Origin of the sequence: Microbacterium xanthum, assembly GCF_034531355.1 — a bacterium.
Lineage (GTDB): Bacteria > Actinomycetota > Actinomycetes > Actinomycetales > Microbacteriaceae > Microbacterium > Microbacterium xanthum.
This window is the reverse complement of the sequence record NZ_JAWHUE010000003.1, coordinates 1-22,122: the sequence shown is the minus strand read 5'-3', so window position 1 is coordinate 22,122 and position 22,122 is coordinate 1. Positions and strand designations below refer to the sequence as shown.

At 68.2% G+C, this 22,122-nt stretch carries 19 protein-coding genes, 1 tRNA gene and 1 pseudogene; 13 read left to right on the top strand and 8 right to left on the bottom strand.

The features are described from left to right. Positions 1 to 31: 31 nt before the first annotated feature. The 7 genes from RZO50_RS10100 to RZO50_RS10070 all read left to right on the top strand — a co-directional run bounded on the left by RZO50_RS10100 (position 32) and on the right by RZO50_RS10070 (position 4,626). Entirely contained in the window at positions 32 to 256 is a 225-nt protein-coding gene (locus tag RZO50_RS10100) for a hypothetical protein (protein WP_322599612.1), read from the top strand. A gap of 10 nt (positions 257 to 266) precedes the next feature. Further along, complete coding sequence (nadD, locus tag RZO50_RS10095; protein WP_322599611.1) at positions 267 to 863, top strand: nicotinate-nucleotide adenylyltransferase; 597 nt, start codon at positions 267 to 269, stop codon at positions 861 to 863. Next, positions 860 to 1,825, top strand: a complete 966-nt coding sequence (locus RZO50_RS10090) for a hypothetical protein (protein WP_322599610.1) — start codon at positions 860 to 862, stop codon at positions 1,823 to 1,825. Before nadD ends, RZO50_RS10090 begins: the two co-directional genes overlap by 4 nt. Continuing rightward, on the top strand, positions 1,825 to 2,202 hold the full coding sequence (rsfS, locus tag RZO50_RS10085; RefSeq protein WP_322599609.1) for a ribosome silencing factor: 378 nt from the start codon (positions 1,825 to 1,827) through the stop codon (positions 2,200 to 2,202). The genes RZO50_RS10090 and rsfS overlap by 1 nt, the downstream gene beginning before the upstream one ends. 103 nt (positions 2,203 to 2,305) lie before the next feature. After that, a tRNA-Ala gene (locus RZO50_RS10080) sits at positions 2,306 to 2,381 on the top strand. Between the two features lie 112 nt (positions 2,382 to 2,493). Continuing rightward, positions 2,494 to 3,738, top strand: a complete 1,245-nt coding sequence (locus RZO50_RS10075) for a tyrosine-type recombinase/integrase (protein ID WP_322599608.1) — start codon at positions 2,494 to 2,496, stop codon at positions 3,736 to 3,738. A 648-nt stretch (positions 3,739 to 4,386) separates the two neighbouring features. Beyond that, positions 4,387 to 4,626 carry an excisionase family DNA-binding protein gene (locus RZO50_RS10070; RefSeq protein ID WP_322599607.1) on the top strand — a complete coding sequence of 80 codons (240 nt, stop codon included), beginning with the start codon at positions 4,387 to 4,389 and terminating at the stop codon, positions 4,624 to 4,626. A gap of 218 nt (positions 4,627 to 4,844) precedes the next feature. Here the strand turns inward: RZO50_RS10070 and RZO50_RS10065 are convergent, their stop codons facing one another. Next, positions 4,845 to 5,351: a hypothetical protein gene (locus RZO50_RS10065; protein ID WP_322599606.1), complete on the bottom strand. Its 507-nt coding sequence runs from the start codon at positions 5,349 to 5,351 to the stop codon at positions 4,845 to 4,847. A gap of 424 nt (positions 5,352 to 5,775) precedes the next feature. After that, complete coding sequence (locus RZO50_RS10060) at positions 5,776 to 7,509, bottom strand: AAA family ATPase (protein WP_322599605.1); 1,734 nt, start codon at positions 7,507 to 7,509, stop codon at positions 5,776 to 5,778. A 516-nt stretch (positions 7,510 to 8,025) separates the two neighbouring features. Between RZO50_RS10060 and RZO50_RS10055 the strand changes: the two genes are divergently transcribed. Further along, complete coding sequence (locus tag RZO50_RS10055; protein WP_322599604.1) at positions 8,026 to 9,216, top strand: glycoside hydrolase family 3 N-terminal domain-containing protein; 1,191 nt, start codon at positions 8,026 to 8,028, stop codon at positions 9,214 to 9,216. 8 nt (positions 9,217 to 9,224) lie between these two features. On the opposite strand, the gene RZO50_RS10050 is transcribed toward RZO50_RS10055, so the two are convergent. From RZO50_RS10050 to RZO50_RS10035, 4 genes are read right to left on the bottom strand one after another with little or no spacing between them, the layout of a single operon-like run. Continuing rightward, positions 9,225 to 10,079, bottom strand: coding sequence for a 3-methyladenine DNA glycosylase (locus RZO50_RS10050; RefSeq protein WP_322599603.1), 855 nt, complete (start codon positions 10,077 to 10,079; stop codon positions 9,225 to 9,227). After that, positions 10,076 to 10,789, bottom strand: a complete 714-nt coding sequence (locus tag RZO50_RS10045) for an SOS response-associated peptidase (protein ID WP_322599602.1) — start codon at positions 10,787 to 10,789, stop codon at positions 10,076 to 10,078. Before RZO50_RS10045 ends, RZO50_RS10050 begins: the two co-directional genes overlap by 4 nt. Positions 10,790 to 10,821: 32 nt before the next feature. Continuing rightward, on the bottom strand, positions 10,822 to 11,859 hold the full coding sequence (locus tag RZO50_RS10040) for an App1 family protein (RefSeq protein WP_322599601.1): 1,038 nt from the start codon (positions 11,857 to 11,859) through the stop codon (positions 10,822 to 10,824). Between the two features lie 5 nt (positions 11,860 to 11,864). Next, positions 11,865 to 12,551, bottom strand: coding sequence for a DedA family protein (locus RZO50_RS10035; protein WP_322599600.1), 687 nt, complete (start codon positions 12,549 to 12,551; stop codon positions 11,865 to 11,867). A 36-nt stretch (positions 12,552 to 12,587) separates the two neighbouring features. On the opposite strand from RZO50_RS10035, the gene RZO50_RS10030 reads away from it, so the two are divergent. The 5 genes and pseudogenes from RZO50_RS10030 (at position 12,588) to holA (ending at position 20,614) form a co-directional block, all read left to right on the top strand. Beyond that, positions 12,588 to 13,898 (top strand): anthranilate synthase component I family protein, encoded by a 1,311-nt coding sequence (locus RZO50_RS10030; RefSeq protein ID WP_322599599.1) that lies wholly within the window; start codon positions 12,588 to 12,590, stop codon positions 13,896 to 13,898. Between the two features lie 60 nt (positions 13,899 to 13,958). Next, positions 13,959 to 16,553 carry a leucine--tRNA ligase gene (gene leuS / locus RZO50_RS10025; protein WP_322599598.1) on the top strand — a complete coding sequence of 865 codons (2,595 nt, stop codon included), beginning with the start codon at positions 13,959 to 13,961 and terminating at the stop codon, positions 16,551 to 16,553. 87 nt (positions 16,554 to 16,640) lie between these two features. Next, positions 16,641 to 17,240 (top strand): ComEA family DNA-binding protein, encoded by a 600-nt coding sequence (locus tag RZO50_RS10020; RefSeq protein ID WP_322599597.1) that lies wholly within the window; start codon positions 16,641 to 16,643, stop codon positions 17,238 to 17,240. After that, positions 17,240 to 19,057, top strand: a pseudogene (locus RZO50_RS10015) (ComEC/Rec2 family competence protein); the annotation flags it as partial. The gene RZO50_RS10020 and the pseudogene RZO50_RS10015, both read left to right, overlap by 1 nt. Positions 19,058 to 19,576: 519 nt before the next feature. Next, entirely contained in the window at positions 19,577 to 20,614 is a 1,038-nt protein-coding gene (gene holA, locus RZO50_RS10010) for a DNA polymerase III subunit delta (protein ID WP_322599595.1), read from the top strand. 84 nt (positions 20,615 to 20,698) lie between these two features. On the opposite strand, the gene rpsT is transcribed toward holA, so the two are convergent. Next, the gene (rpsT, locus tag RZO50_RS10005) at positions 20,699 to 20,959 is read right to left on the bottom strand and encodes a 30S ribosomal protein S20 (protein ID WP_322599594.1); all 261 of its coding nucleotides are present in this window, start codon (positions 20,957 to 20,959) and stop codon (positions 20,699 to 20,701) included. Between the two features lie 110 nt (positions 20,960 to 21,069). Then, positions 21,070 to 21,816 (bottom strand): alpha/beta fold hydrolase, encoded by a 747-nt coding sequence (locus tag RZO50_RS10000; protein ID WP_322599593.1) that lies wholly within the window; start codon positions 21,814 to 21,816, stop codon positions 21,070 to 21,072. Positions 21,817 to 22,122 lie beyond the last annotated feature (306 nt).

Genomic DNA, 22,122 nt, shown 5'->3' with positions numbered 1-22,122 from the left:
GTCTTCCGGTCCGACCCCGAACGGAGCACGAATGACACTGGCTGAGATCCTCGTCCTCGCGGCGGAGGAGACCGAGCACCACGGCAACGTCGCGCTCGAGACCTTCTGGTACGGCGCGGTGGCCCTGGCCGTCTTCGGTCTGCTCGCCCTCGTGACCGCGTCATATCGCAACGTGGCCAACCGTCACGCGCACAAGGCCGAGGCCTACGCAAAGGCCCACGCGAACGACGTGCAGAAGGCGGGACACGGGCACTAGGCCCGCCTGCATGTCCTCGGCGCGAACGCCCCGGATCGGGGTGATGGGTGGAACGTTCGACCCCATTCACCACGGTCACCTCGTGGCGGCGAGCGAAGTGGCGCAGTCGTTCGACCTCGATGAGGTCGTCTTCGTACCCACGGGCCGCCCTTGGCAGAAGCAGAGCGTCACCCCCAGCGAGCACCGCTACCTGATGACGGTGATCGCGACCGCGTCAAACCCGCGCTTCACCGTGAGCAGGGTCGACATCGACCGCGCAGGGCCCACGTACACCATCGACACCCTCAAGGACCTGCGGGAGCAGCGCCCCGGTGCGGACCTGTTCTTCATCACCGGCGCCGACGCCGTGGCGCAGATTCTCAGTTGGCGCGATCATGATGAGCTGTGGCACCTCGCTCACTTCGTCGCGGTCTCTCGTCCCGGGCACGTCCTGAGCACAGAGGGATTGCCGACGGAGAACGTCAGTCAGCTGGAGATCCCCGCCCTGTCGATCTCGTCCACCGACTGTCGGGATCGCGTTCATCGGGGCCACCCGGTGTGGTATCTCGTTCCCGACGGGGTTGTCCAATACATTGCCAAGCATCACCTCTACCGGAGCATGGAATGAGCACACCCGAGCAACCCGCGGACAAGCCGCTGACGCGTCGTCAGCTGCGTGAGATCCGCAACACCGGCTCGACGCCCGTCGTGACACCCCCGGACGCCGACGTCGATGCAGACCCCGCAACCGCACCGGAGGCCCCCGAGCAGAAAGCTCCGGCGGCGCCTCGTCTTCCGCGACCGGCACCGCCGGCCAAGGTCTCGCCGACGCCGGCCCCGGATTCCAGCGTCAATCTCGGCGAAGCACCGCTGACGCGCCGGCAGGCGCGACAGCAGGAGAAGATCCGAACCGCCTCGGTCCCGGTGATCACGCCGGAGGTCGCGGCGAAGCACGCCGCCTCGTCCGAGCCCGCGGCCACCCCGGCGGATGCCCCCGCGCCGAAGGGGGAGTCGACGCCCTCCGCGTCGGCCGAGGAAGTCCCTGCACCCGATGTCGACGCGCTCGGCGACGTTGGCGGCGCCGCGGAAGCGGAGCGCCCCGTGGTGAACCCGGCTTTCGGTGCCGGCTTGCTCGCCGGAGGCGGGGCGGACGCCGCCGGCGCTCCGGCGTCGTTCGACCAGCTTCTGTCGCGCTCCTCGAGCGGGTCTGTGAGCACACCGAATGCCCTCATCATGTCGCAGACGCCCTCGACGATCTCCTCACCGGTCGCCTCAACGGGTGAAGTGATCCTCACCGGTTCCTACGAGCTTCCCGAGGGGTATGGCTCGACCGGTCACGCTCGCGGCACCGCTGATGGGAAAGAAGTCGACGCGGTCCTCGTCGACGGCGAGCTTCCCGCGCACTCCTCGCCGACCCCGATCGCCGCCAGCGCCGCGATCAGCACCCACAAGGCGCCGGGTGACGTCATCAGGCCCCCGGCGCCCGAGAAGGGCGGTCGATTGATGCTGACCTTGGCGATCACCGCCGGTGTGCTGGCTCTCGCACTCGTCGGCGTGCTGATCATCGCCTTCGCGACGGGCACCATCTGATGGCGGCCACGGAACAATCGCGCGACATGCTGCAGATCGCGGCGGCCGCCGCCGAGGCCACCGGTGGCGAGGATCTCGTCGCTCTCGACGTCTCCGAACCGCTCCCTCTCGTCGATGTGTTCCTCGTCGTGACCGGACGCAGCGAGCGGAACGTCGCCGCGATCGCGGACGAGATCGAGGAGAAGCTCCTGGAGGCCGGGCACAAGCGTCTTCGTCGTGAGGGTCGGCAGGAATCCCGATGGATCCTCTTGGACTTCGGAGACCTCGTGGCACATGTGTTCCACGAAGAAGAGCGGTCCTACTACGGCCTCGAACGGCTCTGGAAGGACTGTCCGGTCGTCCCGATCGAGCGTGTCCCAGCGCCGACGGCGGAGTGATCGAGCGCGTCGCGACGGCACGCCCGGGAGGGCGGCGCAATTCGTCTCCGCGTCGAAGATGTTGTAAGCTGATCGAGTTGCCCGCGCGAGCGGGAGAACATCCGGGCCTGTGGCGCAGCTGGTAGCGCACCTGCATGGCATGCAGGGGGTCAGGGGTTCGAGTCCCCTCAGGTCCACCAAAAAAGCCAGGTAACTGGCGATTTCGGGGAAGAGTTCAGACCTCTCCGTGGCATCCGGGCGGCACTCACGGGCACTCGTGAGTCTCCTGGAGAGTTCCGAGAGGCAGCCGAGATGGCCAATCCGAAGTCCAGTTCCGCATCCCCGAAGCGCAAGCGTCCGGCCTCATGGGGCACGATTCGCCGTCGCGAGTCTGGAAAATTCGAAGCGTTCTACCGCATGGAGGGGCGCACGATGCGCGCCCCTCGCCGATTCGACAGCGAGGCCGAGGCGCAGGCCTGGCTCGCGACTGAGCGCGCCGCTCACGTGACGGGGACATGGATCGATCCTGAGCGCGTGTCTGTGGCGCCTGCCGGCGCCGCCGGCGTCCTCACCCCGGCGAGCACGTTTGAGGCGCTGTGCGAAGCGCTGATAGCAGAGGAAGCAGTGTTCGCAGAAGCGCGGCCGGCGTACCTGCATGAGCAGGCGCGACTGATCCGCCGCGTCATCATCCCGACGTTGGGCGCTGTCCCACTGGGTGCGGTGAAACCGAGCCTGCTCGATGCTGCCTATCAGCAATGGCACGCGCACAGCGCCTCACAGGCACGTAACGCGCTGGTCGCGCTGCGCAAAGTGGTCAAGCTCGGCAAACGCCGCGACGTGTTCACCTTCGACATGGCAGACAGCATCCGCGTGCACCCGCGCCCCGATCGGGAGATCGTTACGCTAGCGCCAATGCAGCTGGCGCAGTTCCGCCGCACGATCGAAGAGTGGCGCGAGCGCCCCGACCGCCACGGACCGCAGCCGTCGCGCCTGCTCATTGACGTGACGGACGTCATGCTTGCGACTTCTGCGCGGATCGGTGAAGCGCTAGGGTTGCGCGTGCAAGACGTCGATCTCGGGCACGCCCGTACCGTCGTCACGATCGCCGGGACGCTCATCGAAGGTCACGGGCAGCGCAAGCACTGGCAGCCGGCGACGAAGACCGAGGCCGGCATGCGCTCGATCATCGTCCCCGAGTGGGTCGTGCCCACCCTGGAACGGCTGACGCGGGCAGCGAACCTGCACGGCACTGATTTCCTGTTCCACACGAGCAGCGGGCTGCCGACCGGCTCGCACTCGGTACACCGGCAGTTGCGCGCCGTCCGCGAATGGGCGGGGCTGTCGTCCGAGCTGGTTCCACACGTGTTCCGCAAGACCGTGGCAACGACGATCGCTGATCACGAAAGCGGGGGGTTGGATGCCGCCGCTCTCACCCTGGGACATTCCCGCTCGCGAGTGACTGAGCAGCACTACGCGAAGCGACGTACGCTCGCGCCGGATATGCGCGAGGCGCTCGCGACGCTCGGGGAAGGCTCACCGCGATCAAACCTGAACTGATGGGCCGATTCACCTCCCCGGTGCCCTGGTGGGAGGGACTCAGCTGGCCGCAAGGCGACGACGCCATGCCGGACTAATGGCCGCACGAAAGTCCCAGCATCACCCTGCCGGAGCCATGGCCATGCAGCGCCCAGTCGAGGCGCTGGATTCCGCGTAGTGAACTCTGCACACGTCAGAGCATGTCGAAGCCGAAGTGGCGTCATCCGACCACTTCGCCGCAATGCTCGATGCCACCGCCGCACACCTGCGCCAGCTCGCCAGCGACCCGGCCACCTAGCCGACCCGGACAACAGCCCCCGCACAATCGCGTGCGGGGGCTGTTGTCGTCGCGTAGGGCCCGCACCGCGCCGGGTCCGTTGGCATGTCTAGGACCTGTCAACGCCGTCAGAGGCGGGTCTGACAATCCCGACCGGGGCGCAGCTTGATGCCCGCAGGCTGCCGCGATCTCGCCGAACGAGGATGCTCATCCCGGCGGACCCCGACGCCCCGTCGCGAGCAACTTTCTGGGCCGAATTTCCGGAAGAACCTATACATCTCGCGCGATTCGCGCATTGCGACAGTCACAAACAGCCCCGCAACATTGACCGCAACAGCCCGCCCCATACCGAAGAGGGGCAGACACGACGCCCCGATGGAAGGAATACCACCATGAACGCCAGCCCGACCACCGCCACCGCAGCGGCACCCCCCGCCGAGACGCGACCCGACCTGTTGACAGTGGCCGAAGCTGCCGCCAACATCAACACGTCGGAGCGATTCGCTCGCCGGCTTGTCTCTGACCGCCACGTGCAGGTCGTCAAGCTCGGCAAGCACGTCCGCATCCCGCGCCCCGCGCTCGACGAGTATGTGGCAGCTAACACCCGAGAGCCGGTCGTGCCCCGCGTCTGATCGCGAGCACCCGACTACGTAGCCACCCGCCAGGACCCGATCCCGAGAAGGAATACACAGGATGTCCATCTTCACCCGAACAACACCTGCGCAGCCCGCCCCAGTCTTCATTTTCACCAGGAGTAGTCCGAAATATTCTGGGTGGAAGGCGACGCGAGGCCAGCGTGGCCACGTCAGTAAATGCGCAGTCCGACAGATGATGGATATCGGCAGCTTGGCTAAATAGTCAGGTGATCGACGATCGTTCCAATTCGGACCGTGCCACCATCGGCATTGAAGTGGATCCGATTCTTTGTGGGACGGAGCTTGGTGTGCCACTCGCAGCGCACCACCGAAGACCCGAAGGTGAAATCCCGTTCGCGCATGGCGGCCTTGTACTTGTGAGTTTGGGGACTGTCAGGTGAGCACGTAACACCGAGCGCGCCCATAGCTGACTGACGATCCTCGCGCACGGAGAAGTCGGCCCAGATACGCGACGCGTGATCATTCAGCACGCCGAGGTGGTGCACAAGGAGCGGCACGTTCTCCTCCGCCGGCCCCACGAGAGATCCCACTCGCTCCCAAGCGTCGGGGTGAAACTCAAGGGAGGGAAACATCTTGTCGGCGAGCGCCGACATACCTCCTAGATCTGACGGACACTCAGACAGGTAGGCCTGGCGCCAGATCTGGGCAGTGGCGCTGATCGCACCCTCCGAGTCGCTGGCCGAGCCGACGACGTGCAGCATGGCGGCCTCGCACCGGGCACACTTGCGCGGCGTTTCAGTCCAGCACTCATCCACGGAGCTAACGACGACATGAGTGTCTGGCCCCAAGGACGCGAGGTCATCTAGAAGGAGGCGTGCGTTGGAGGCCTCGCCCAGGAAGGGTGTGTAGTCGGCGTGCAGGTGGTCGGCGCAAGTAACTCGCTTTGCCTCGATTGCGGGGAAGCCCCTCGACATGTACTGGCCGAGGATGGCCCAGAAGTCTCGCTCGGCGAGGAGCATTGGACTCGGAGGGCTGTCCGCGAGGTTGCCCAGAGCTTGGAGGGTCGCGACGCCGAGTCGTGGAGTTCGATCTTCCGCGCGCGCAAGCATTCTTTCCCAAAACACTGCCCCTGCGGCACCCTCGGGTGACGGAATCACAATCTCAGGATCGAGTAGCCAGGTGAGGTCAACCATTCGTCGCAGACCCGCTACTGCGCTGGATATTCATCTTTAGAATTGCGCGAACGTCCTCTTCTGCCGAGGACAAGAAGCCCGTGGGCCACTCGCTAAGGTCTCCAAACTCACTGAGTTGGAGGGTGCGAGCTTCGGACCCGTTCTCGCGTGGCTCTACGAAAGTGATATCGACATCCTCGATACCAATGGTTCCCTCTGCTGCGCGCCTACGAACGCGCGTGATGAATGCCTCGCTGTGCGTTTCGATAACCAGCGCAACGTCTGGCCGCGCCAGCAGGAGGAAATCTGCAAGCCGAGCCTGCACTGCGGGGTGCAAGTGCAACTCCGGCTGCTCAACGATGAATATCGAATCGTGCGGCGCCGAGAGAAGCCCTACCAAGAGCGGCAGCGCCTGGCTCACTCCAACTCCGACTGACGTCAGGTCCCGGACAGATCCTCCAAGGCGCAGATCGAACCCCACACCAAGCTTTCCGCGAGAGCGTGCTGCGACATTTTCTCCGATCTCAAGGTAGGTCAGCCACTCATTCACGGCGGTGGAGAGAAGACCGCCGGTGCGAGTGCCCTCCGGCGGTCGGTACTGAACGGGATTGTTGCCGGAGCGCGACAAGACGGCAGCCGAGTACTCGCCTCGTGTCCCAACCGGCAGACCGCGAGCCAGCTCATTCCAGTGGTTCCACACAACCCGCGGCTCATCACGGAGCGGTCCGAGATACTGCACGCGTTGTGCCAGCCGATCGAGAACATCGCTGACCGCGCAGAGCACTTCATAGGTTGCGCCGAGCTTCAGTTCGAGCTGACCCTCAAGGAGGCCGATAGTTGTGCCGAATCTCCACACCGAGCCGCGAATCGGAAGGAACGCGTAGGCTCGTTGCTTCCTCTGAGCGGCGGCCGCCGAGATTGCTCGGGCTTGGACTGCCGCGTCGAAGGTCTCCCACACACGCTCGAACGAGTAAGCGTTGCCCGCGCGTATCTGACGGAAGTTTTCCGCGAGTGGTCGCAGGCTCTCGTCCTCTAGGGCGGCCTCTCTGAGCAGATGAACGAACTCCCGGACGTACTGCGAAAATGGCCCCGTGGTTACTCGCGCGCTTTTCTGACGTCCACCGTCAGCGAACAACGCCGTCAGCGTCGATTCGTACCGGCGTTCGAGCACATCGGGATCAAGCAGCTGCACGACGGCCACGGGACGGAAGCCTTGCAGGATGACGTAAGTCCGCAGCTGTAATTTCTCGCTGCCGAGCAGTGACTTTAGATGTAACGCATCGCGTTGTCCGAGGTGGCGGGTGGCGTGCATCGCGAGTTCTACGTCGCTCCCGCGAGAGTTCTGACGTGCCATCACCAGAGGTAGTTCGCCGTGCTCAGCGCTATTCACCGTCACCTGACGGGCGCGGAGCGACGACCGATCCTCTGTTGCCACTAGTTCGTAGTCGATGCGAACGTCGTCTTGGGAGCCGCCGTCGTGCGAGGTCGGGTCGAAGCCCAGGCTGAACTGCGTGTTGCCACTGTTCGCGCCCTCGCGCACAAGATCGTGCGCGTCCCCAAGTCGCACTAGGGGGCCGTTCAGCACAATTGACCCGTCGTTGTAGAGGCTCTGCGCGATGAGCAGCAGCGACTGGATCGTTGACGACTTGCCGCTACTGTTCACCCCGGTCAAGATCGTGGTCTTGCCGCCTCTGATGTCGAGTGCTGCCGAGACAATGCCCTTGAAATCTTGCAGCTGCCACAGCATTGCGTTGCTCCTAATCGTCAGTCCGCAGGCGCGCGGCACCGCGGCCCCCTGAACCGCGCGCGTTCAGCGTATCCAGTGCAACGGCATATTCGTTACAGTACCGAACGAGTAAGCGCTCCCGGCCCAGGAGAACGGCACCAATCGAGCACGATCTGCAAAGAGACTGCCGAGTAGGTCACGGCATGCGTGATCACGGTCCAGACAGGTTGGTGGCTGTTCGCAATGGGGCATCGCTGGTGCGGCCGGGCACTCGTTGGGCACTCATGGCCGAGCTGGGCGGCACTCACGGGCACTCCGGTGCGGTGAACAGCGGTAAAGAGCGGTTAGAGATCCGCTAGGCTAATACCAGGTCAGAGGGCGGTTTGCCCCGAGATTTCAAGCAAACAGCCACGGGCACATAACGTGCAGGGGGTCAGGGGTTCGAGTCCCCTCAGGTCCACCACACGAAGAAAGCCCCGGGAGCACCCGGGGCTTTCTTCGTGTCCCCGGGGTCGACCTGTCGCGTACGGTGGTGGCATGCCTGGCCTCCTTCGCGCCGTCGTCGTCGCGGTCGGGCTGGCAGGACTTCTCGGCTCGCTTCCTCTCGGCGCCGGGGCAGTTCGTCAGGCCCCGTCACCAGGCGGCGCGCCCGTGACCGTCCACGCGGCCGACGCGAGCGATCGCGCCGCGACGGCAGCCGCGATCGTGGGCACCATGACCCTGCGGGAACAAGCGGCGAGTGTCGTCATGGGCCACCTTCCGACCACAGATCACACCGTGCTGCGTGACTACATGGCGACCGACCGGATCGGCGGTTTCATCCTCATGGGGGCGAACGTTCCCGCAACCGAGGACGGGCTTCGGGAGGTGACGGCGGCCCTCACGGTCGACGACGAGCTGCCGCCTCTCGTCGCGATCGACCAGGAGGGCGGCGATGTCTCGAGGCTGCCCTGGGACGACCTGCCGGCCGCGAGTACCCTCAAGAGTTCCTCGCCGGCCGAGGTCGAGGCGGCGTTCGCAGCGCGCGCGGCGCTCGTCGAGCGTGGGGGTGCGTCCGTCAATTTCGGGATCGTCGCCGACGTGACATCCGATCCCGCGATGTTCATCTACCGCCGCGCGCTGGGTACCGAACCCGACATCGCCGCCGCGCACGTCGCGGCCGCGGTGCGGGGAGAGGCAGGGCGCACCGCCTCCACACTGAAGCACTTCCCGGGGCACGGCGCGGCCCCGGGGGACTCGCACGTGGGCATCCCGACAACGGACATGCCGCGAGAGGAATGGCTGGCGACGCAGGCGCCGCCGTTCGTGGCTGGCATCGAGGCTGGTGCGGACCTGCTGATGTTCGGTCATCTGACGTACAGCGAAGTGGACGCCGCGCCAGCGTCACTGTCCGCCCGTTGGCATTCGATCGCTCGGGAGGAGCTCGGCTTCGACGGGGTGACGATCACGGACGATCTGGGGATGCTCCAAGCCTCGGGGATCGCTGAGTACGCCGACCCGGTCGCCAACGGCGTGGCGGCCCTCGTCGCAGGCAACGACATGGTCCTCACCGTCCTGTACAGCGATGCCGACAGTGCTCGGCGCATGGTCGACGGCATCGTCGCCGCCGTCGAGTCCGGGGCCCTCGACCGTGAGCGGCTGGTGGAAGCGTCGGAGCGGGTGACCGCGCTGCGACTCTCGACGTCGGCGGGTCTCATCCCGTGCGATACGTGCGTGGGCGTCGGCTGAGCCGCCTCTCAGACACCGATCGCGTCGAGAAGGCGCGCTCGCAGAACAGTCCCGGCCTCGGCGAACTCCCGCTGGCGACGGACGTACTCCGCCTTCCCCTCGGGGGTCTCGACGGCGACGGGAGCGTACCCCCACTCGCGCAGGTCATAGGGGGACGCCTGCATATCGAGCGCGCGGATGGCCCGGGCATGCCGGAAGGTATCAAGGAGAAGCTCTCCGGGCACCAGCGGGCCGGCCTTCACCGCCCACTTGTAGAGGTCCATTCCCGCGTGGAGGCACCCGGGCTGCTCCGGGGAGGTCTCGCGGGTGAGCGTAGCCCGGTTGCGCGGAGCGGCATCGGGGGTGAAGAACCGGTACGCGTCGAAGTGGGTGCATCGCAGATCGTGGCGCTCCACCACGGCGTCGGTTCCTGCGGCTCCCAAACGGAGCGGGAGGTCGTGCCGCGGCCGAGGTTCGCGATAGAGCATCGCCCATTCGTGCATCCCGAAGCAGCCGTACGAGGGCGCGCGACCGGCTGTGGCGCGAAGGATGCGCACGACGTTGGCGAGCATGGCTCCGCGCTGCGCGCGGTAGAGGTCCGCGTCGACCACCAAGGACCCCTCCGGATGAGTGGGGACGTAACCGCGCCAACCGGAACGGGGTGTGGCCGCCGCGTCTTCGAGCACCACGCCCGCACCGGGGTGCCAACGCCGCAGGACCGAGGGCTTGTAGGAGTAGTAGGTGAACAGGAAGTCTTCGACGGGATGCTTCTGCCGCCGCGCAGCGCGGGCCCGGTAGTCGGCCGTCAGCTCATCGGCGAGCGCTCTGTGGTGGGCTTCCCGCTCCCGCCACTGTTCGGACCGGAGGCGGAGGTGTGCGCTCACGAGGAGATCGGGGCGATGAGCTCGGGGCCGTTGTTGCGGACGTTCCCCACGGCTGACGAGACCACGCGCGCCTCGAGACCGTCGGAGACCTCCTCCGCCGCGTCGACTGCCGCATCCAGGATGTCGCGCGCATTCTCGGCGGTCGGGTCCAGCCAGGCATCGGCGTGGTCGGGGTCCATGAAGACGGGCATGCGATCGTGGACGGACGCGAGCGGCCCGTGCGCGTCGCGCGTGAGGATGGTGAAGCTCAGCATCCAGCGGGACGGATCGTCGGCGGCTTTGGCCGGGTCCTTCCACCACTCGTAGAGGCCGGCGAAGAACAGTGGCGCGTCGTCTATCGGGTGGATGTAGTGGGGCACTTTGCCACCGCCCGCCCGCTGCCACTCGTAGTAGCCGGAGGCGGGGACGACCGCGCGGCGCTTCTGGAGTGCGCCGCGGAACATGGGCTTGTCCTCGAGCTCCTCCGACCGTGCGTTGAACGCGCGCGTTCCGACGGAGGGATCCTTGGCCCAGCCGGGCACGAGCCCCCATCGGGCACGCTCGAGCCGTCGCGTGGGAGGTTCAGTCTTGGCCGAGTCCAGCACGATGGACGCGGGATCGGTCGGAGCGATGTTGAACGAGGGCAGAGGAAGATCATCGCCTTCGAGATCGACCCGGAGCACGCCGACGAGCTCGGAGCCGACGTTTGCGACGACGAACCTTCCGCACATGCTCCCAGCCTACGCGGCGGTCGCGACCCTTCTCAGTCTCCGACCACGCCTTCCTCACGCAATCGCCGGAGCAGGCCCGCGCCGTGAGAGGCGGTCACCCACGGGACCGAGGCGGCAGTGTGGTCGTTGACAGCGGTCCGGCCGCCGGCCAGCACCGCCTCGGCGGGAGAGAGGCGTCGGATCGCGACCGCGGCGACGTTCTCGGGATGCTCGCTGGCGAAGGTTGTGTAGATCTCGTCGTCGTGCTGGCCGTCGTCGCCGATGAGGAGCCAGGTGATCTCGGGAAACTCCGCCGCGAGGCGTTGGAGATTCGCCGCCTTGTGCAGCTGCCCGCTCCGGAACCAGCGGTCGTGCGTGGGGCCCCAGTCTGTCAGCAGGGTGGCGCCGGCCGGGTAGAGGTGCCGACGCAGGAAACGGGTAAGGGTCGAGGCGATGTTCCAGGCCCCCGTCGACAGGTACACCACCGGGATCCCCGGCCGGTCACGGACCAGGGTCTCCAGGAGGACGGCCATGCCCGCGACGGGCTGGCGCGCGTGCTCGTCCACAACGAAGGAATTCCATGCGGCGAGCAGGGGGCGCGGGAGGGCGGTGACCCACACGGTGTCGTCGACATCTGAGACGACGCCGAAACGGATGTCCGGGGCGACGATGAACGCCCGCATCTCAACCGGTGCGCCGCCCTCGACAGAGACCGAGAAGGTCTGCCAACCGGGCTCCAGCGCGGCCGGGAGAACCGTGTCGACGACACCACCGCGGTCGGACACGACCTCGTGGGTGACCCCGCCGATCGTCACACTCACCTGGGCGAACCCGACGGGGACGGCGACGAAGCTTCGCCACCCCCGGACGCTGCCGTACTCTCCGCCGCCGCGGGGGGATGACGGTGGCACGATGAGCACGCGGCCGAGGACCCGCACCCACTCGGTGCTGCCGTACCCCGGGAAAGCCGTCACCGTCGGAAGGAGACCCCGTTTGCGCGCGCGCCGCTCGCGCCACGCATGGAATCGGCGTTCCCACCGTGCCAACCACAGCACTTTCGGGCGCGGGAGATCGTCGGTCGGGGTGGCCATGCCTCTCAGTCTTCCACGGCGGTGGGTCCGTGGCCCGTCGACGAGGCGGAAGCGTCTTCGTCGAGGTGCTTGCGTTCGACCCGTTCGATGATCTTCTTGGCCGCGAGGACGAGGAGGAGGAAGACGATGATGACCGCGACGAAGATGTACCCGGCCGAGTGGAGCCGATCCGCCAACTCCCGGTAGGTGCCTGCTGCCGCGGAAGAGACGGAGACATACAACGCCGCCCACAGGACGCAGGCGGGCGTCGTCCATGCCAGGAATCGCGCGTAGCGGTAGCCGCTCATCCCGACGGTGAGGGGGACCAGGGAGTGCAGCACCGGCAGGAACCTCGACAGGAAGATCGCCGGCCCGCCGCGACGGCGGAGGTAGCGCTCGGAACGCACCCAGTTCGCCTCGCCGATACGCCGACCCAACCGCGAGTGGCGGATCCTCGGCCCGAGCACACGGCCCAGCCAGAACCCGATGCTCTCCCCGACCAGGGCGCCGAACACGACGACGACGCCCAGGACCAGCCCTTCCCAGACGCTCGACACCGCGGTCGCGGCGACGATGACGACGGTGTCGCCCGGAACGACCAGGCCGATGAGCACGCTGGTCTCCAACATGATGGCCACCCCGGCGAGCACGGTCCGTAGCACCGGATCGACCGACTGCACCGCGTCGAGGATCCAGGTGAGCACATCGTTCACCCGGTCGACACTACGTGCGCCGCCTAGCCTGGAGATGTGAAAACCCCGTCGGTCCACATCGAGTACCCCGGGTGGGTCGACCCGGAGGATGTCTACACGACGCTGTGCGCCGAGTCGGAGAACTCCTTCTGGCTGGACGCGGGCCGGACCGCCGCCGACGGGAGGAGCTGGGTCGGTGTCGGCCACTCCGGACGAACGCACGACACCGCACCCGACGTCCCCGCCGTCGGCGGCGCCGGGGCACCGGGCCGGTGGGGACCGGCGCCGGGCGGCTGGGTCGGCTGGCTGGACTACGACGCGGCCGCTGCGCGCGCAGGCTCTCCCGCGTGGCCGCCGACGGCGGGGGAGCGCGGAATGCGGGTCCGGTGGTGCATCGGCTTCGATCACGCACGACGGTCGGTCGTGGTCGAGGCCGCCCGCGACGAGGCGGAACGGCTGATCCGGTCTCTCGGGGCGGTGCGGGGGGCGCCTCGTCCGGAGACGGTGGGCAGACGCGCCGCGACGGCGCGACACGACCCGGAGGGGTACGCCGACCTCATCGCCGCATGCCGGCGGGCGATCCGCGACGGCGATGCCTACCAGCTGTGTCTCACCACCCGATTCGAGGTGACCGATCCGCCCGACGCGGTCACGGTGTTCCGCCGGCTGCGCGCCGCCACCGACTCGCACCACGGGGGCCTGATCCGGGCCGGTGACCTCGCGCTGGCCAGTGCCAGCCCCGAACGCTTCTTGGAGGTCCGTGGCAGAACGGTGGCGACTCATCCGATCAAAGGAACGCGGCCGCGCGCGACGGACGTCCTCCACGACCGCGCCCTCGCCGAGGCGTTGCGCGAGAGCGGGAAGGAACGTGCGGAGAACGTCATGATCGTCGACCTCATGCGAAACGACCTGTCCCGCGTGTGCGAACCGGGCTCGGTGCGCGTGCCGAGCCTGCTGGAGGTGGAGTCCTATCCGGCGGTGCACCAGCTCGTCAGTACCGTCGTCGGCCGGCTGCGGCCCGAGGTGACCACGCGCGACCTGCTCGGGGCCACGTTCCCCGCGGGCAGCATGACCGGTGCCCCCAAGCTCGCGGCGATGACCATTCTGCAGCGCCTCGAGAACGCCCCGCGCGGGGTGTTCGCGGGCTGCTTCGGATGGATCGGCGAGCACGGCGGAATGGACCTCGCGATGGTGATCCGCTCGGTCCTCATCGGAGACGGACGAGCCGTGGTCGGCGCCGGCGGAGGGATCACCTGGGGATCGCGTGCTGCGGCAGAGGTCGCAGAGGTGGCGGTCAAGGCCCGCGCCCCGCTTGCCGCGATGGGTGCCGAACTCCCCCCTGCCTGGCGGGACGCGGCGGGCTGGTGAGGTTCCGGTAACCTGAAAGACGCGTTCCGCGCGCCCCGGTACTCCTCGATTGGTTCCCCTGTGTCACACACCCCCACCCCCGACAGCGCCGCACCCCACGACGGATCGGGCTTCGACGCCCACGCCGTCGAAGCGAAGTGGCAGCAGCGCTGGGAGCAGGCCGATCCCTTCAAGGCGGGTGGCGCCGATGACACGCGCCCCCGCAAGTACGTCCTCGCGATGTTCCCCTACCCGTCCGGGGACCTGCACATGGGTCACGCCGAGAACTACCTCTATTCCGACATCGTCGCGCGCTTCTGGCGTCACCGTGGCTACAACGTCCTGAACCCGATCGGCTGGGACTCCTTCGGCCTGCCCGCCGAGAACGCTGCCATCAAGCGTGGCGCGGACCCCCGCGAGTGGACCTACGACAACATCGCCCAGCAGAAGAGCGGCTTCCGGTCCTACGGCGTCTCGTTCGACTGGAACCGGGTGCTGCACACGAGCGACCCCGACTACTACCAGTGGAATCAGTGGCTGTTCCAGCGCCTCCACGAGCGCGGCCTCGCCTACCGCAAGGACGCGTCGGTGAACTGGGACCCGGTGGACCAGACGGTGCTGGCCAACGAGCAGGTGCTGCCGGATGGGACATCCGAACGCAGTGGCGCCGTGGTCGTGAAGAAGAAGCTCGAACAGTGGTACTTCAAGATCACCGACTACGCCGACCGCCTGCTCGATGACCTCAACCAGCTCGAGGGACGCTGGCCGCAGAAGGTCATCCGCATGCAGCGGAACTGGATCGGTCGTTCGGTGGGCGCCGACATCGACTTCGAGATCGAGGGGCACCCCGAGAAGGTCACCGTCTTCTCGACGCGTCCCGACACGCTTCACGGAGCGACCTTCTTCGTCGTCGCCCCCGACAGCGACCTTGCCGCCGACCTCGCCGCCGGTGCATCCCCGGAGGTGCAGGCAGCCTTCGCCGAGTACGTCGAGTCGGTGGGCCGTCAGACCGAGATCGAGCGTCAGGCGACAGATCGACCCAAGACGGGTGTCTTCCTCGAGCGCTACGCGGTCAACCCGGCCAACGGTGAGCGTCTGCCGGTCTGGGCGGCAGACTACGTGTTGGCCGACTACGGCCACGGTGCCGTCATGGCCGTCCCCGCGCACGATCAGCGCGACCTCGACTTCGCGCGTGCATTCGATCTGCCCGTCAAGGTCGTGGTCGACACGACGGCGCCGATCACGGGTGCGATGCCGGTGATCGAGCTCGACGACGACGGCAATCCGATCGACCCGCTCGCCGACGACCCGTCGCTGGATGACATCGACCCGGCGCGTACCGGGGTCGCGCTGGCCGGCGAAGGACGAATGGTCAACTCCGGATCGTTGGACGGATTGTCCAAGCGGAACGCCATCGCGCGCATGATCGACGAGCTCGAGGCGAAGGGGTCGGGTCGCGCCTCGAAGTCCTATCGACTGCGCGACTGGCTCATCTCGCGCCAGCGATTCTGGGGCACCCCGATCCCGATGATCCACACGGACGACGGGCGCATCGTGCCCGTTCCCGGTGACCAGCTGCCGCTCGTCCTGCCTGACGCGGCGGGCCTCGACCTCGCTCCCAAGGGGACGTCCCCGCTCGGCGCAGCCACCGACTGGGTGCAGACCGTCGACCCCGAGACCGGGCGACCCGCCCGACGCGACCCCGACACGATGGACACGTTCGTCGACAGCTCGTGGTATTTCCTGCGCTTCCTTTCGCCCGGCGACCCGAACGAAGCCTTCTCCTCGGCGGAGGCGATGAAGTGGGCGCCGGTCGACTTCTACATCGGTGGCGTCGAGCACGCGATCCTGCACCTCCTTTACGCGCGGTTCATCACCAAGGTGCTGTACGACATGGGTCTCGTCGACTTCACTGAGCCGTTCTCAAGCCTCATCAACCAGGGGATGATCATCCTCGGCGGCACGAAGATGTCCAAGAGCAAGGGCAACCTCGTCGTCTTCCAGGACGAGCTCGACGCGCACGGCGCGGATGCGCTGCGCGTGGCGCTCGCCTTCGCCGGTCCCGTGGAAGACGACAAGGACTGGAACGACGTGTCGACCACCGGCGCGCAGAAGTTCCTCTCGCGGGCGTGGCGGGTCGCGAAGGATGTCGCCAGCGAGCGCGATGTCGTGTGGAAAGACGGCGACCCCGCGCTGCGCCGCATCACCCACCGTCTCCTCGCGGACGCACCGACTCTTGTCGAGCAGACGAAGTTCAATGTCGTCGTGGCCCGCCTCATGGAGCTGGTCAACGCGACCCGCAAGGTCATCGACACCGGGGCCGGTGCCGCCGACCCGGCTGTTCGCGAGGCCGCGGAGGCCACGGCGATGATCCTCGACCTGTTCGCCCCCCACACGGCCGAGGAGATGTGGGAGACGCTCGGCTACGAGCCGTTCGTGGGCCTTGTGACGTGGCGCACGGCCGACCCGACGCTCCTCGTCGAGGACTCGGTGACCGCGGTCGTGCAGATCAACGGCAAGGTCAGGGCGACGCTCGAGGTGCCGGCACGCATCGAGCCCGATGCCCTCGAAAAGCTCGCCCGCGAGGATGCCCGGGTCATCCGCGCACTCGGCGACATGACCATCACGCGCGCCGTCGTGCGTGCACCGAAGGTCGTCAGCTTCAGCGCGAACTGATCCTCCCCAAGGGGGCCTGCGAGATGGCCCTCCACGGACCCGGACCGATGCGTCGGTCGGTCCGGGCGCCGCGCCTAGCGTGGGGTCGTGCCCACACCGATCGAGACGCCGACCGCGCGGAGGTGGGGCCTGGGCGGCCTCGTGATGCTCGTCCTCTGCGCGCTCGCGGTGACGGTGGTGATCGGAATCGTGCGCACCGCGTCCGCTCCGATCGAGAAGGTCCCGGTCGCTGCGTCGTCCCACGCGGAGCCGGAGCCGTCGTCGGCCAAGCTGTACGTGCACGTCTCCGGCGCGGTCGCCGTCGCGGGCCTGTATGTGCTCGACGACGCGTCGCGTGTGATGGATGCGATCGCCGCGGCGGGGGGCCTCGACGAGAAGGCTGACGCCGCGGCGGTGAATCTGGCGCGGCCGCTCACCGACGGCGAGCAGCTCCACGTTCCCGAGGTGGGGGAGACGCCTCGCGACGTGCCCGGGACACCGGGCGCGGTCGCCGGCGGGTCGATCAACCTGAACACCGCTGATCTCACGACACTGGAGACCTTGCCGGGCATCGGGCCCGCACTCGGCAGCCGCATCGTCGCGTGGCGAGAGGCCAACGGCCCCTTCGAAAGCGTCGAGGATCTCCTGGCCGTCGCGGGCATCGGGGAGAAGGTGCTCGCGGGGCTTCGGGACCTGGTCGTCGTGTGATGGCGCGCGGGTGGACGCTCGTTCCTGCCGCGGCGGTCACCTGGGCCGTCTCCGGACTCGTGATCGTTCACCCCGATGCCGCACCCGTCGTGGTCGGTGCGGCTGTTGCCGCGGTCGCGTTGGCGACCACTCTCACGCGGCGCGAGCGAGCGCGAGCACGGGTGAGGAGAGCGGCGGCGGTGGTCGTTCTCACCGCCCTCGCGTCGATGATCGCGGCAGCGGGTTCGTGGGCGGCGATCGAGCCGCGCGAGCGAGCCCTCGAGGCGACGAGGGCACCGGGCCCCGTGGACGTCGTGGCGACCGTCACCGGCAAGCTCGAACGATGGGGTGGCGACCAGCTCGCCTTCGACGCGGTGTCGGTGCGGGTCGACTCCGGTGCGGGCGAGCAGCGCGTCTCGGCGCCGATACAGATCATCGCGGACCCCGAGGACATCGTCGGAGCCGCGGAGTTGGATGTCGGCGCGCGCATCCAGGCCGTCGGCTCCGCGCGACCGAGCGATCCCGGCACGCGCGCCGTGATGCGGTTGCACGCGAGCGGCGGGTTGACGGTGCGAGAGCCCGCGACGGGCATGTTGCGGGTGTCGAGCGACCTCCGACGGGGGCTGTTCGACGCCGTCGAGGGGTTGCCCACCGCGGGAGCATCGTTGGTCCCCGGCCTCGCCGTCGGGGACACCCTGCTGGTGGACGAGGCACTGGACGCCGCGATGAAGGAGTCGTCGTTGTCGCACCTAACGGCGGTATCCGGTGCGAACTGCGCGCTGGTGGTGGGCATCGCCTTCGGGATCGCCGCGGCGGCAGGGGCCGGCCGCGTGGCCCGCATCCTCGTCGCCATGATCGCCCTCGCCGCTTTCGTCGTGCTGGTCACGCCCGAGCCGAGTGTGGTGCGCGCCGCCGGCATGGCGGCTGTGGCCATGCTTGCGCTCCTGCTCGGACGTCCCGCGCAGGGTATCGCCGTCCTCGCCGCCGCGGTGTGCGCCTGCCTGGCGGTGGATCCGTGGCTGGCGGGGTCGCTCGGGTTCGCCCTGTCGGCGTCGGCCACCGCCTCCCTGCTGTTGTTCGCGCGTGCGCTGGCTCGTGGACTCGAGCGGCTGATGCCGCCGGTTCTGGCCCTCACCGTGGCCGTTCCGCTGGCCGCGCAGCTGGCGTGCGGGCCGTTGCTCATCCTCATCTCGCCCTCGGTGCCGGTCTACGGCGTCGCCGCGAACGTGCTGGCGGCGCCGGCGGCGCCGGCGGTGACCGTGCTCGGTCTGACGGCCTGTCTGGCCGCGCCGATCCCGGTGCTGGCCGCGGGGCTGGCCGCGATCGCCTGGCTCCCCGCGGCCTGGATCGCCGCGACGGCAGCGACGGTCAGCGCACTCCCGGGCGATCAGCTTCCTTGGATCGGCGGGGCCGGCGGAGCGCTGCTGCTCGCGGCGCTCTCGGCGGCGACAGGTCTCGCGCTCGGTCTGCGGGGGGACGATGTGCGTAGGCGTCGGGTGCGCGCGGCGTGCCGTGGCCTCCTCGCGGCGGTGGGGGGAATCCTCGCCGGTACCGTCGCGCTCGCGGGGCTGCTCGGCCCGCTGACCGTGCCGCCGCGATGGCAGATCCTCGCCTGCGACGTGGGCCAGGGGGACGCGATCCTCCTTCGGTCCGACGAACGGATCGTCCTCGTCGACACCGGGCCCGATCCGGACGCGCTCCGCCGATGTCTGGACCGAGCAGGAGTGGACCGTCTCGATCTTCTCGTGCTCACGCACTTCGACCACGACCACGTCGGGGCGTGGGAGGTCGTGCGCGGCCGCGCGGCCGTCGTGATCCATGGCCCACCCGACACCGCGGAGGATGCCGAGATGCTTTCATCTCTCAGCGTTGCCGGTGCGCAGATCCGGCAGGTGCAGGAGGGGGACTCCGGCGCGGTCGGCTCCGCCCGGTGGCAGGTCCTGTGGCCGACGGAGTCGGTCGGCGTCCCGGGGAACGACGCCAGCGTGGTGCTCGCCGTGACGGGTGGAGGGCTTCCTGCGACGCTTCTGCTCGGGGATCTCTCCGAAGACCCGCAGCGACGTCTGCTGCCCGCGATCGGGTCTCGGTTCGACGTGGTGAAGGTCGCACACCACGGCAGTGCGGATCAAAGTGCGACGCTGTACGACCGTGTCGCCGCGCGGGTGGGTCTGTACACCGTGGGTGCTGACAATCCGTTCGGGCATCCGCGGGCGGAGGCCCTCGCGCTCGTCGCCGACGGGGGAGGCGTCATCGCCCGGACCGACCGGCACGGGATCGTCGCCGTGTGGCGCGAGGATGACCGGCTGGTCGTGTGGCGTGAGCGGGGCGACGTCGGCGCCGGCGGATAGGCTGGACCCATGCCGCCGTCCCCCCGCCGCCGATCATCGTCGGCGCCGAAGTCGGCGATTCCGCAACTGTCGTGGCGATCGCCCCAGCCCGCACCCGTGGTGCTGGTGTCGGGGCCGGAAGAGGTCTGCGCCGAGCGCGCGATCGCCGGCATACGCGACTACCTGAAGGCCGAAGACGCAAGTCTCGAGGTCTCCGATATCCGTGCCGACGGCTACGAGGCGGGCACGCTGCTTGCGATGACGTCGCCCTCGCTGTTCGGTGAACCGCGCCTGGTCCGCGTCAGCGGGGTCGAACGATGCTCGGATGCATTCCTCGTCGAGGCGCTCGCGTACCTCCAGACCCCCCAGGACGGTGCGACCGTGGTGTTGCGGCACACCGGCGCGAGCGTTCGGGGCAAGAAGCTGCTCGAGGCGGTCCGTTCCGGCCAGGGCAGTGGGGTGGAAGTCGCGTGTCCCGCGATCAAGAGGGATGCCGAGAGATACGACTTCGCCGCGGGCGAGTTCTCCACCGCCGGTCGCCGCATCCAGCCGGCTGCCCTGCGCGCACTCACCTCGGCGTTCGCCGACGACGTCACCGAGCTGGCGGCCGCGTGTCAGCAGCTGATCGCCGACGTGGCGGGAGACATCACCGAACAGGTCGTGCAGCGCTATTACGGCGGACGAGTCGAGACGTCGGCGTTCACCGTGGCCGACACAGCCATCGCCGGTCGCTATGGCGACGCGCTGGTGTCGCTGCGACACGCGATCGCCTCAGGCGCGGACCCGGTGCCGCTGGTGGCGGCCATCGCGTCGAAGCTGCGGACGATGGCGCGCGTCTATGGCGTGCGTGAGTCCTCCGGCGCTCTGGCGGCCCGGCTGGGTCTCAAGGACTGGCAGGTCGATCGCGCGCGCCGCGACCTTGCGGGATGGGATGAGGCGGCCCTGCAGATCGCGATTCAGGCGGCCGCGAGGGCGGACGCCGAGGTCAAAGGGGCTTCTCGCGACCCGGTCTTCGCCGTGGAGCGGCTCGTGACGGTGATCGCCACGCGAGCGCCGTTCGGCGACTGACTCTCATCGACGCGCGGTGGGCCGGAACACACGTCGAAGGCCCGCCCCGAATCCGGGACGGGCCTTCGACGAGCGGAGGCTCGCTCAGAGCGAAGCGACCTGCTTGGCGATCGCCGACTTGCGGTTCGCCGCCTGGTTCTTGTGGATGACGCCCTTGCTCACGGCCTTGTCGAGCTTCTTGGTCGCCGAACCGAGGGCCTTCGTCGCCGCGGCCTTGTCGCCCGAGGCGACGGCGTCACGGGTGCGACGCACCGCGGTCTTCAGCTCGCTCTTGACGGCCTTGTTGCGCTCGCGCGCCTTCTCGTTGGTCTTGTTGCGCTTGATCTGCGACTTGATGTTCGCCACGTTCGACGTATCTTTCGTTCGGAGTGATCGGTGGAATGCCGAGTGGCAGGAGAGGGATGCCGCACGGCGGTCGTGAGGGTGGGAACCCACACGCAAGCCAAACACCTATCTTACCAGGTCTGTGCGGATTCCTCTGACCTCGGCTTCTCGAGGGTCGCGATGGCCAGATCGAGCAGGGCATTGAAGACGCGAGGACGCATCGCAGTCACCAGGTGCGTGGTCCGCGGGACGACGATCAACTCCGCGTGGGAGGCGATCCGGGTGAACAGGCGCTCGTTGATCCGCAGTTGGTCGTACTGGCCGTTGATGAACCACATCGGCACGGAGATGCGATCGAGCGCGGTCAACAGGTCCAGCACCGACAGGGTGCGCAGGGCGACGTCCTGCGCGGCGAGGGCGTATCCGCCCGCGCCGAAGTCGTAGCGGGTTTCGGCGGGGAGGGTCGCGTCGAGCACCCGGTTCGTGAGCCACATCCCGCGGTCTGGGAGAGCGTCGAACCCTCGCGCCAGCATGCGGTACGTGGCCAGGCCTGCTCCGCGGGGGATCGCCGTGCACGCGGCTGCGATGAACCCGGCTACCGGCGGGGGATCCTCTGCGCCGACGTAGTCGATCGACAGCAGGCCTCCCATCGAGTGGCCGGCGAGAAGGACGGGACCATGCGCAGCGGCGGCGCGCACACTCCGGTCGATGGTGGCGAAGGCCTCGTCGAGGGTGAACACCTCGTGCATACGCGAACCGTGCCCGGGGAGGTCGACGGCGGTCACCGGGATGCCGCGTCGCTCCAGGTGCTCCACCTGCGCGCGCCACATGGTCGCGGACGTCCGGATCCCGTGCACCAGCACGACCTGAACCGCCATGTCCTCAGCCTAGGCCGCTCCCTGGCCGGGCGGTCCCGGGGCATGTCCCCTTTTCTGCGGTGATAGAGGTCTATGTCGACGTTTTGTGGGACATGGTTCTGGATGGTGTGGGGGTGTGTCCCGGTTTGTGTCGGCTGAGGGGTGCGTTGCCGGCGTTTTGTGGGACATGGTTCCGGGGGGTGTGGGGGGTGGGGGTGTGGGAGGGCCCCGGTCTCCTTGTGGGAGGCCGGGGCCCTGGGGGTGTGGGTGGTGCGGGGTTATGCGGTGGTGGTGCGGCGGCGTGTGATGGCGAGGGTGCCGCCGATC

Coding starts and splice junctions, on each gene's coding strand:
- RZO50_RS10100 (WP_322599612.1), top strand. CDS start 32: ATGACACTGGCTGAGATCCTCGTCCTCGCGGCGGAGGAGACCGAGCAC.
- nadD (WP_322599611.1), top strand. CDS start 267: ATGTCCTCGGCGCGAACGCCCCGGATCGGGGTGATGGGTGGAACGTTC.
- RZO50_RS10090 (WP_322599610.1), top strand. CDS start 860: ATGAGCACACCCGAGCAACCCGCGGACAAGCCGCTGACGCGTCGTCAG.
- rsfS (WP_322599609.1), top strand. CDS start 1,825: ATGGCGGCCACGGAACAATCGCGCGACATGCTGCAGATCGCGGCGGCC.
- RZO50_RS10075 (WP_322599608.1), top strand. CDS start 2,494: ATGGCCAATCCGAAGTCCAGTTCCGCATCCCCGAAGCGCAAGCGTCCG.
- RZO50_RS10070 (WP_322599607.1), top strand. CDS start 4,387: ATGAACGCCAGCCCGACCACCGCCACCGCAGCGGCACCCCCCGCCGAG.
- RZO50_RS10065 (WP_322599606.1), bottom strand. CDS start 5,351: ATGCTGCACGTCGTCGGCTCGGCCAGCGACTCGGAGGGTGCGATCAGC.
- RZO50_RS10060 (WP_322599605.1), bottom strand. CDS start 7,509: ATGCTGTGGCAGCTGCAAGATTTCAAGGGCATTGTCTCGGCAGCACTC.
- RZO50_RS10055 (WP_322599604.1), top strand. CDS start 8,026: ATGCCTGGCCTCCTTCGCGCCGTCGTCGTCGCGGTCGGGCTGGCAGGA.
- RZO50_RS10045 (WP_322599602.1), bottom strand. CDS start 10,789: ATGTGCGGAAGGTTCGTCGTCGCAAACGTCGGCTCCGAGCTCGTCGGC.
- RZO50_RS10040 (WP_322599601.1), bottom strand. CDS start 11,859: ATGGCCACCCCGACCGACGATCTCCCGCGCCCGAAAGTGCTGTGGTTG.
- holA (WP_322599595.1), top strand. CDS start 19,577: ATGCCGCCGTCCCCCCGCCGCCGATCATCGTCGGCGCCGAAGTCGGCG.
- RZO50_RS10000 (WP_322599593.1), bottom strand. CDS start 21,816: ATGGCGGTTCAGGTCGTGCTGGTGCACGGGATCCGGACGTCCGCGACC.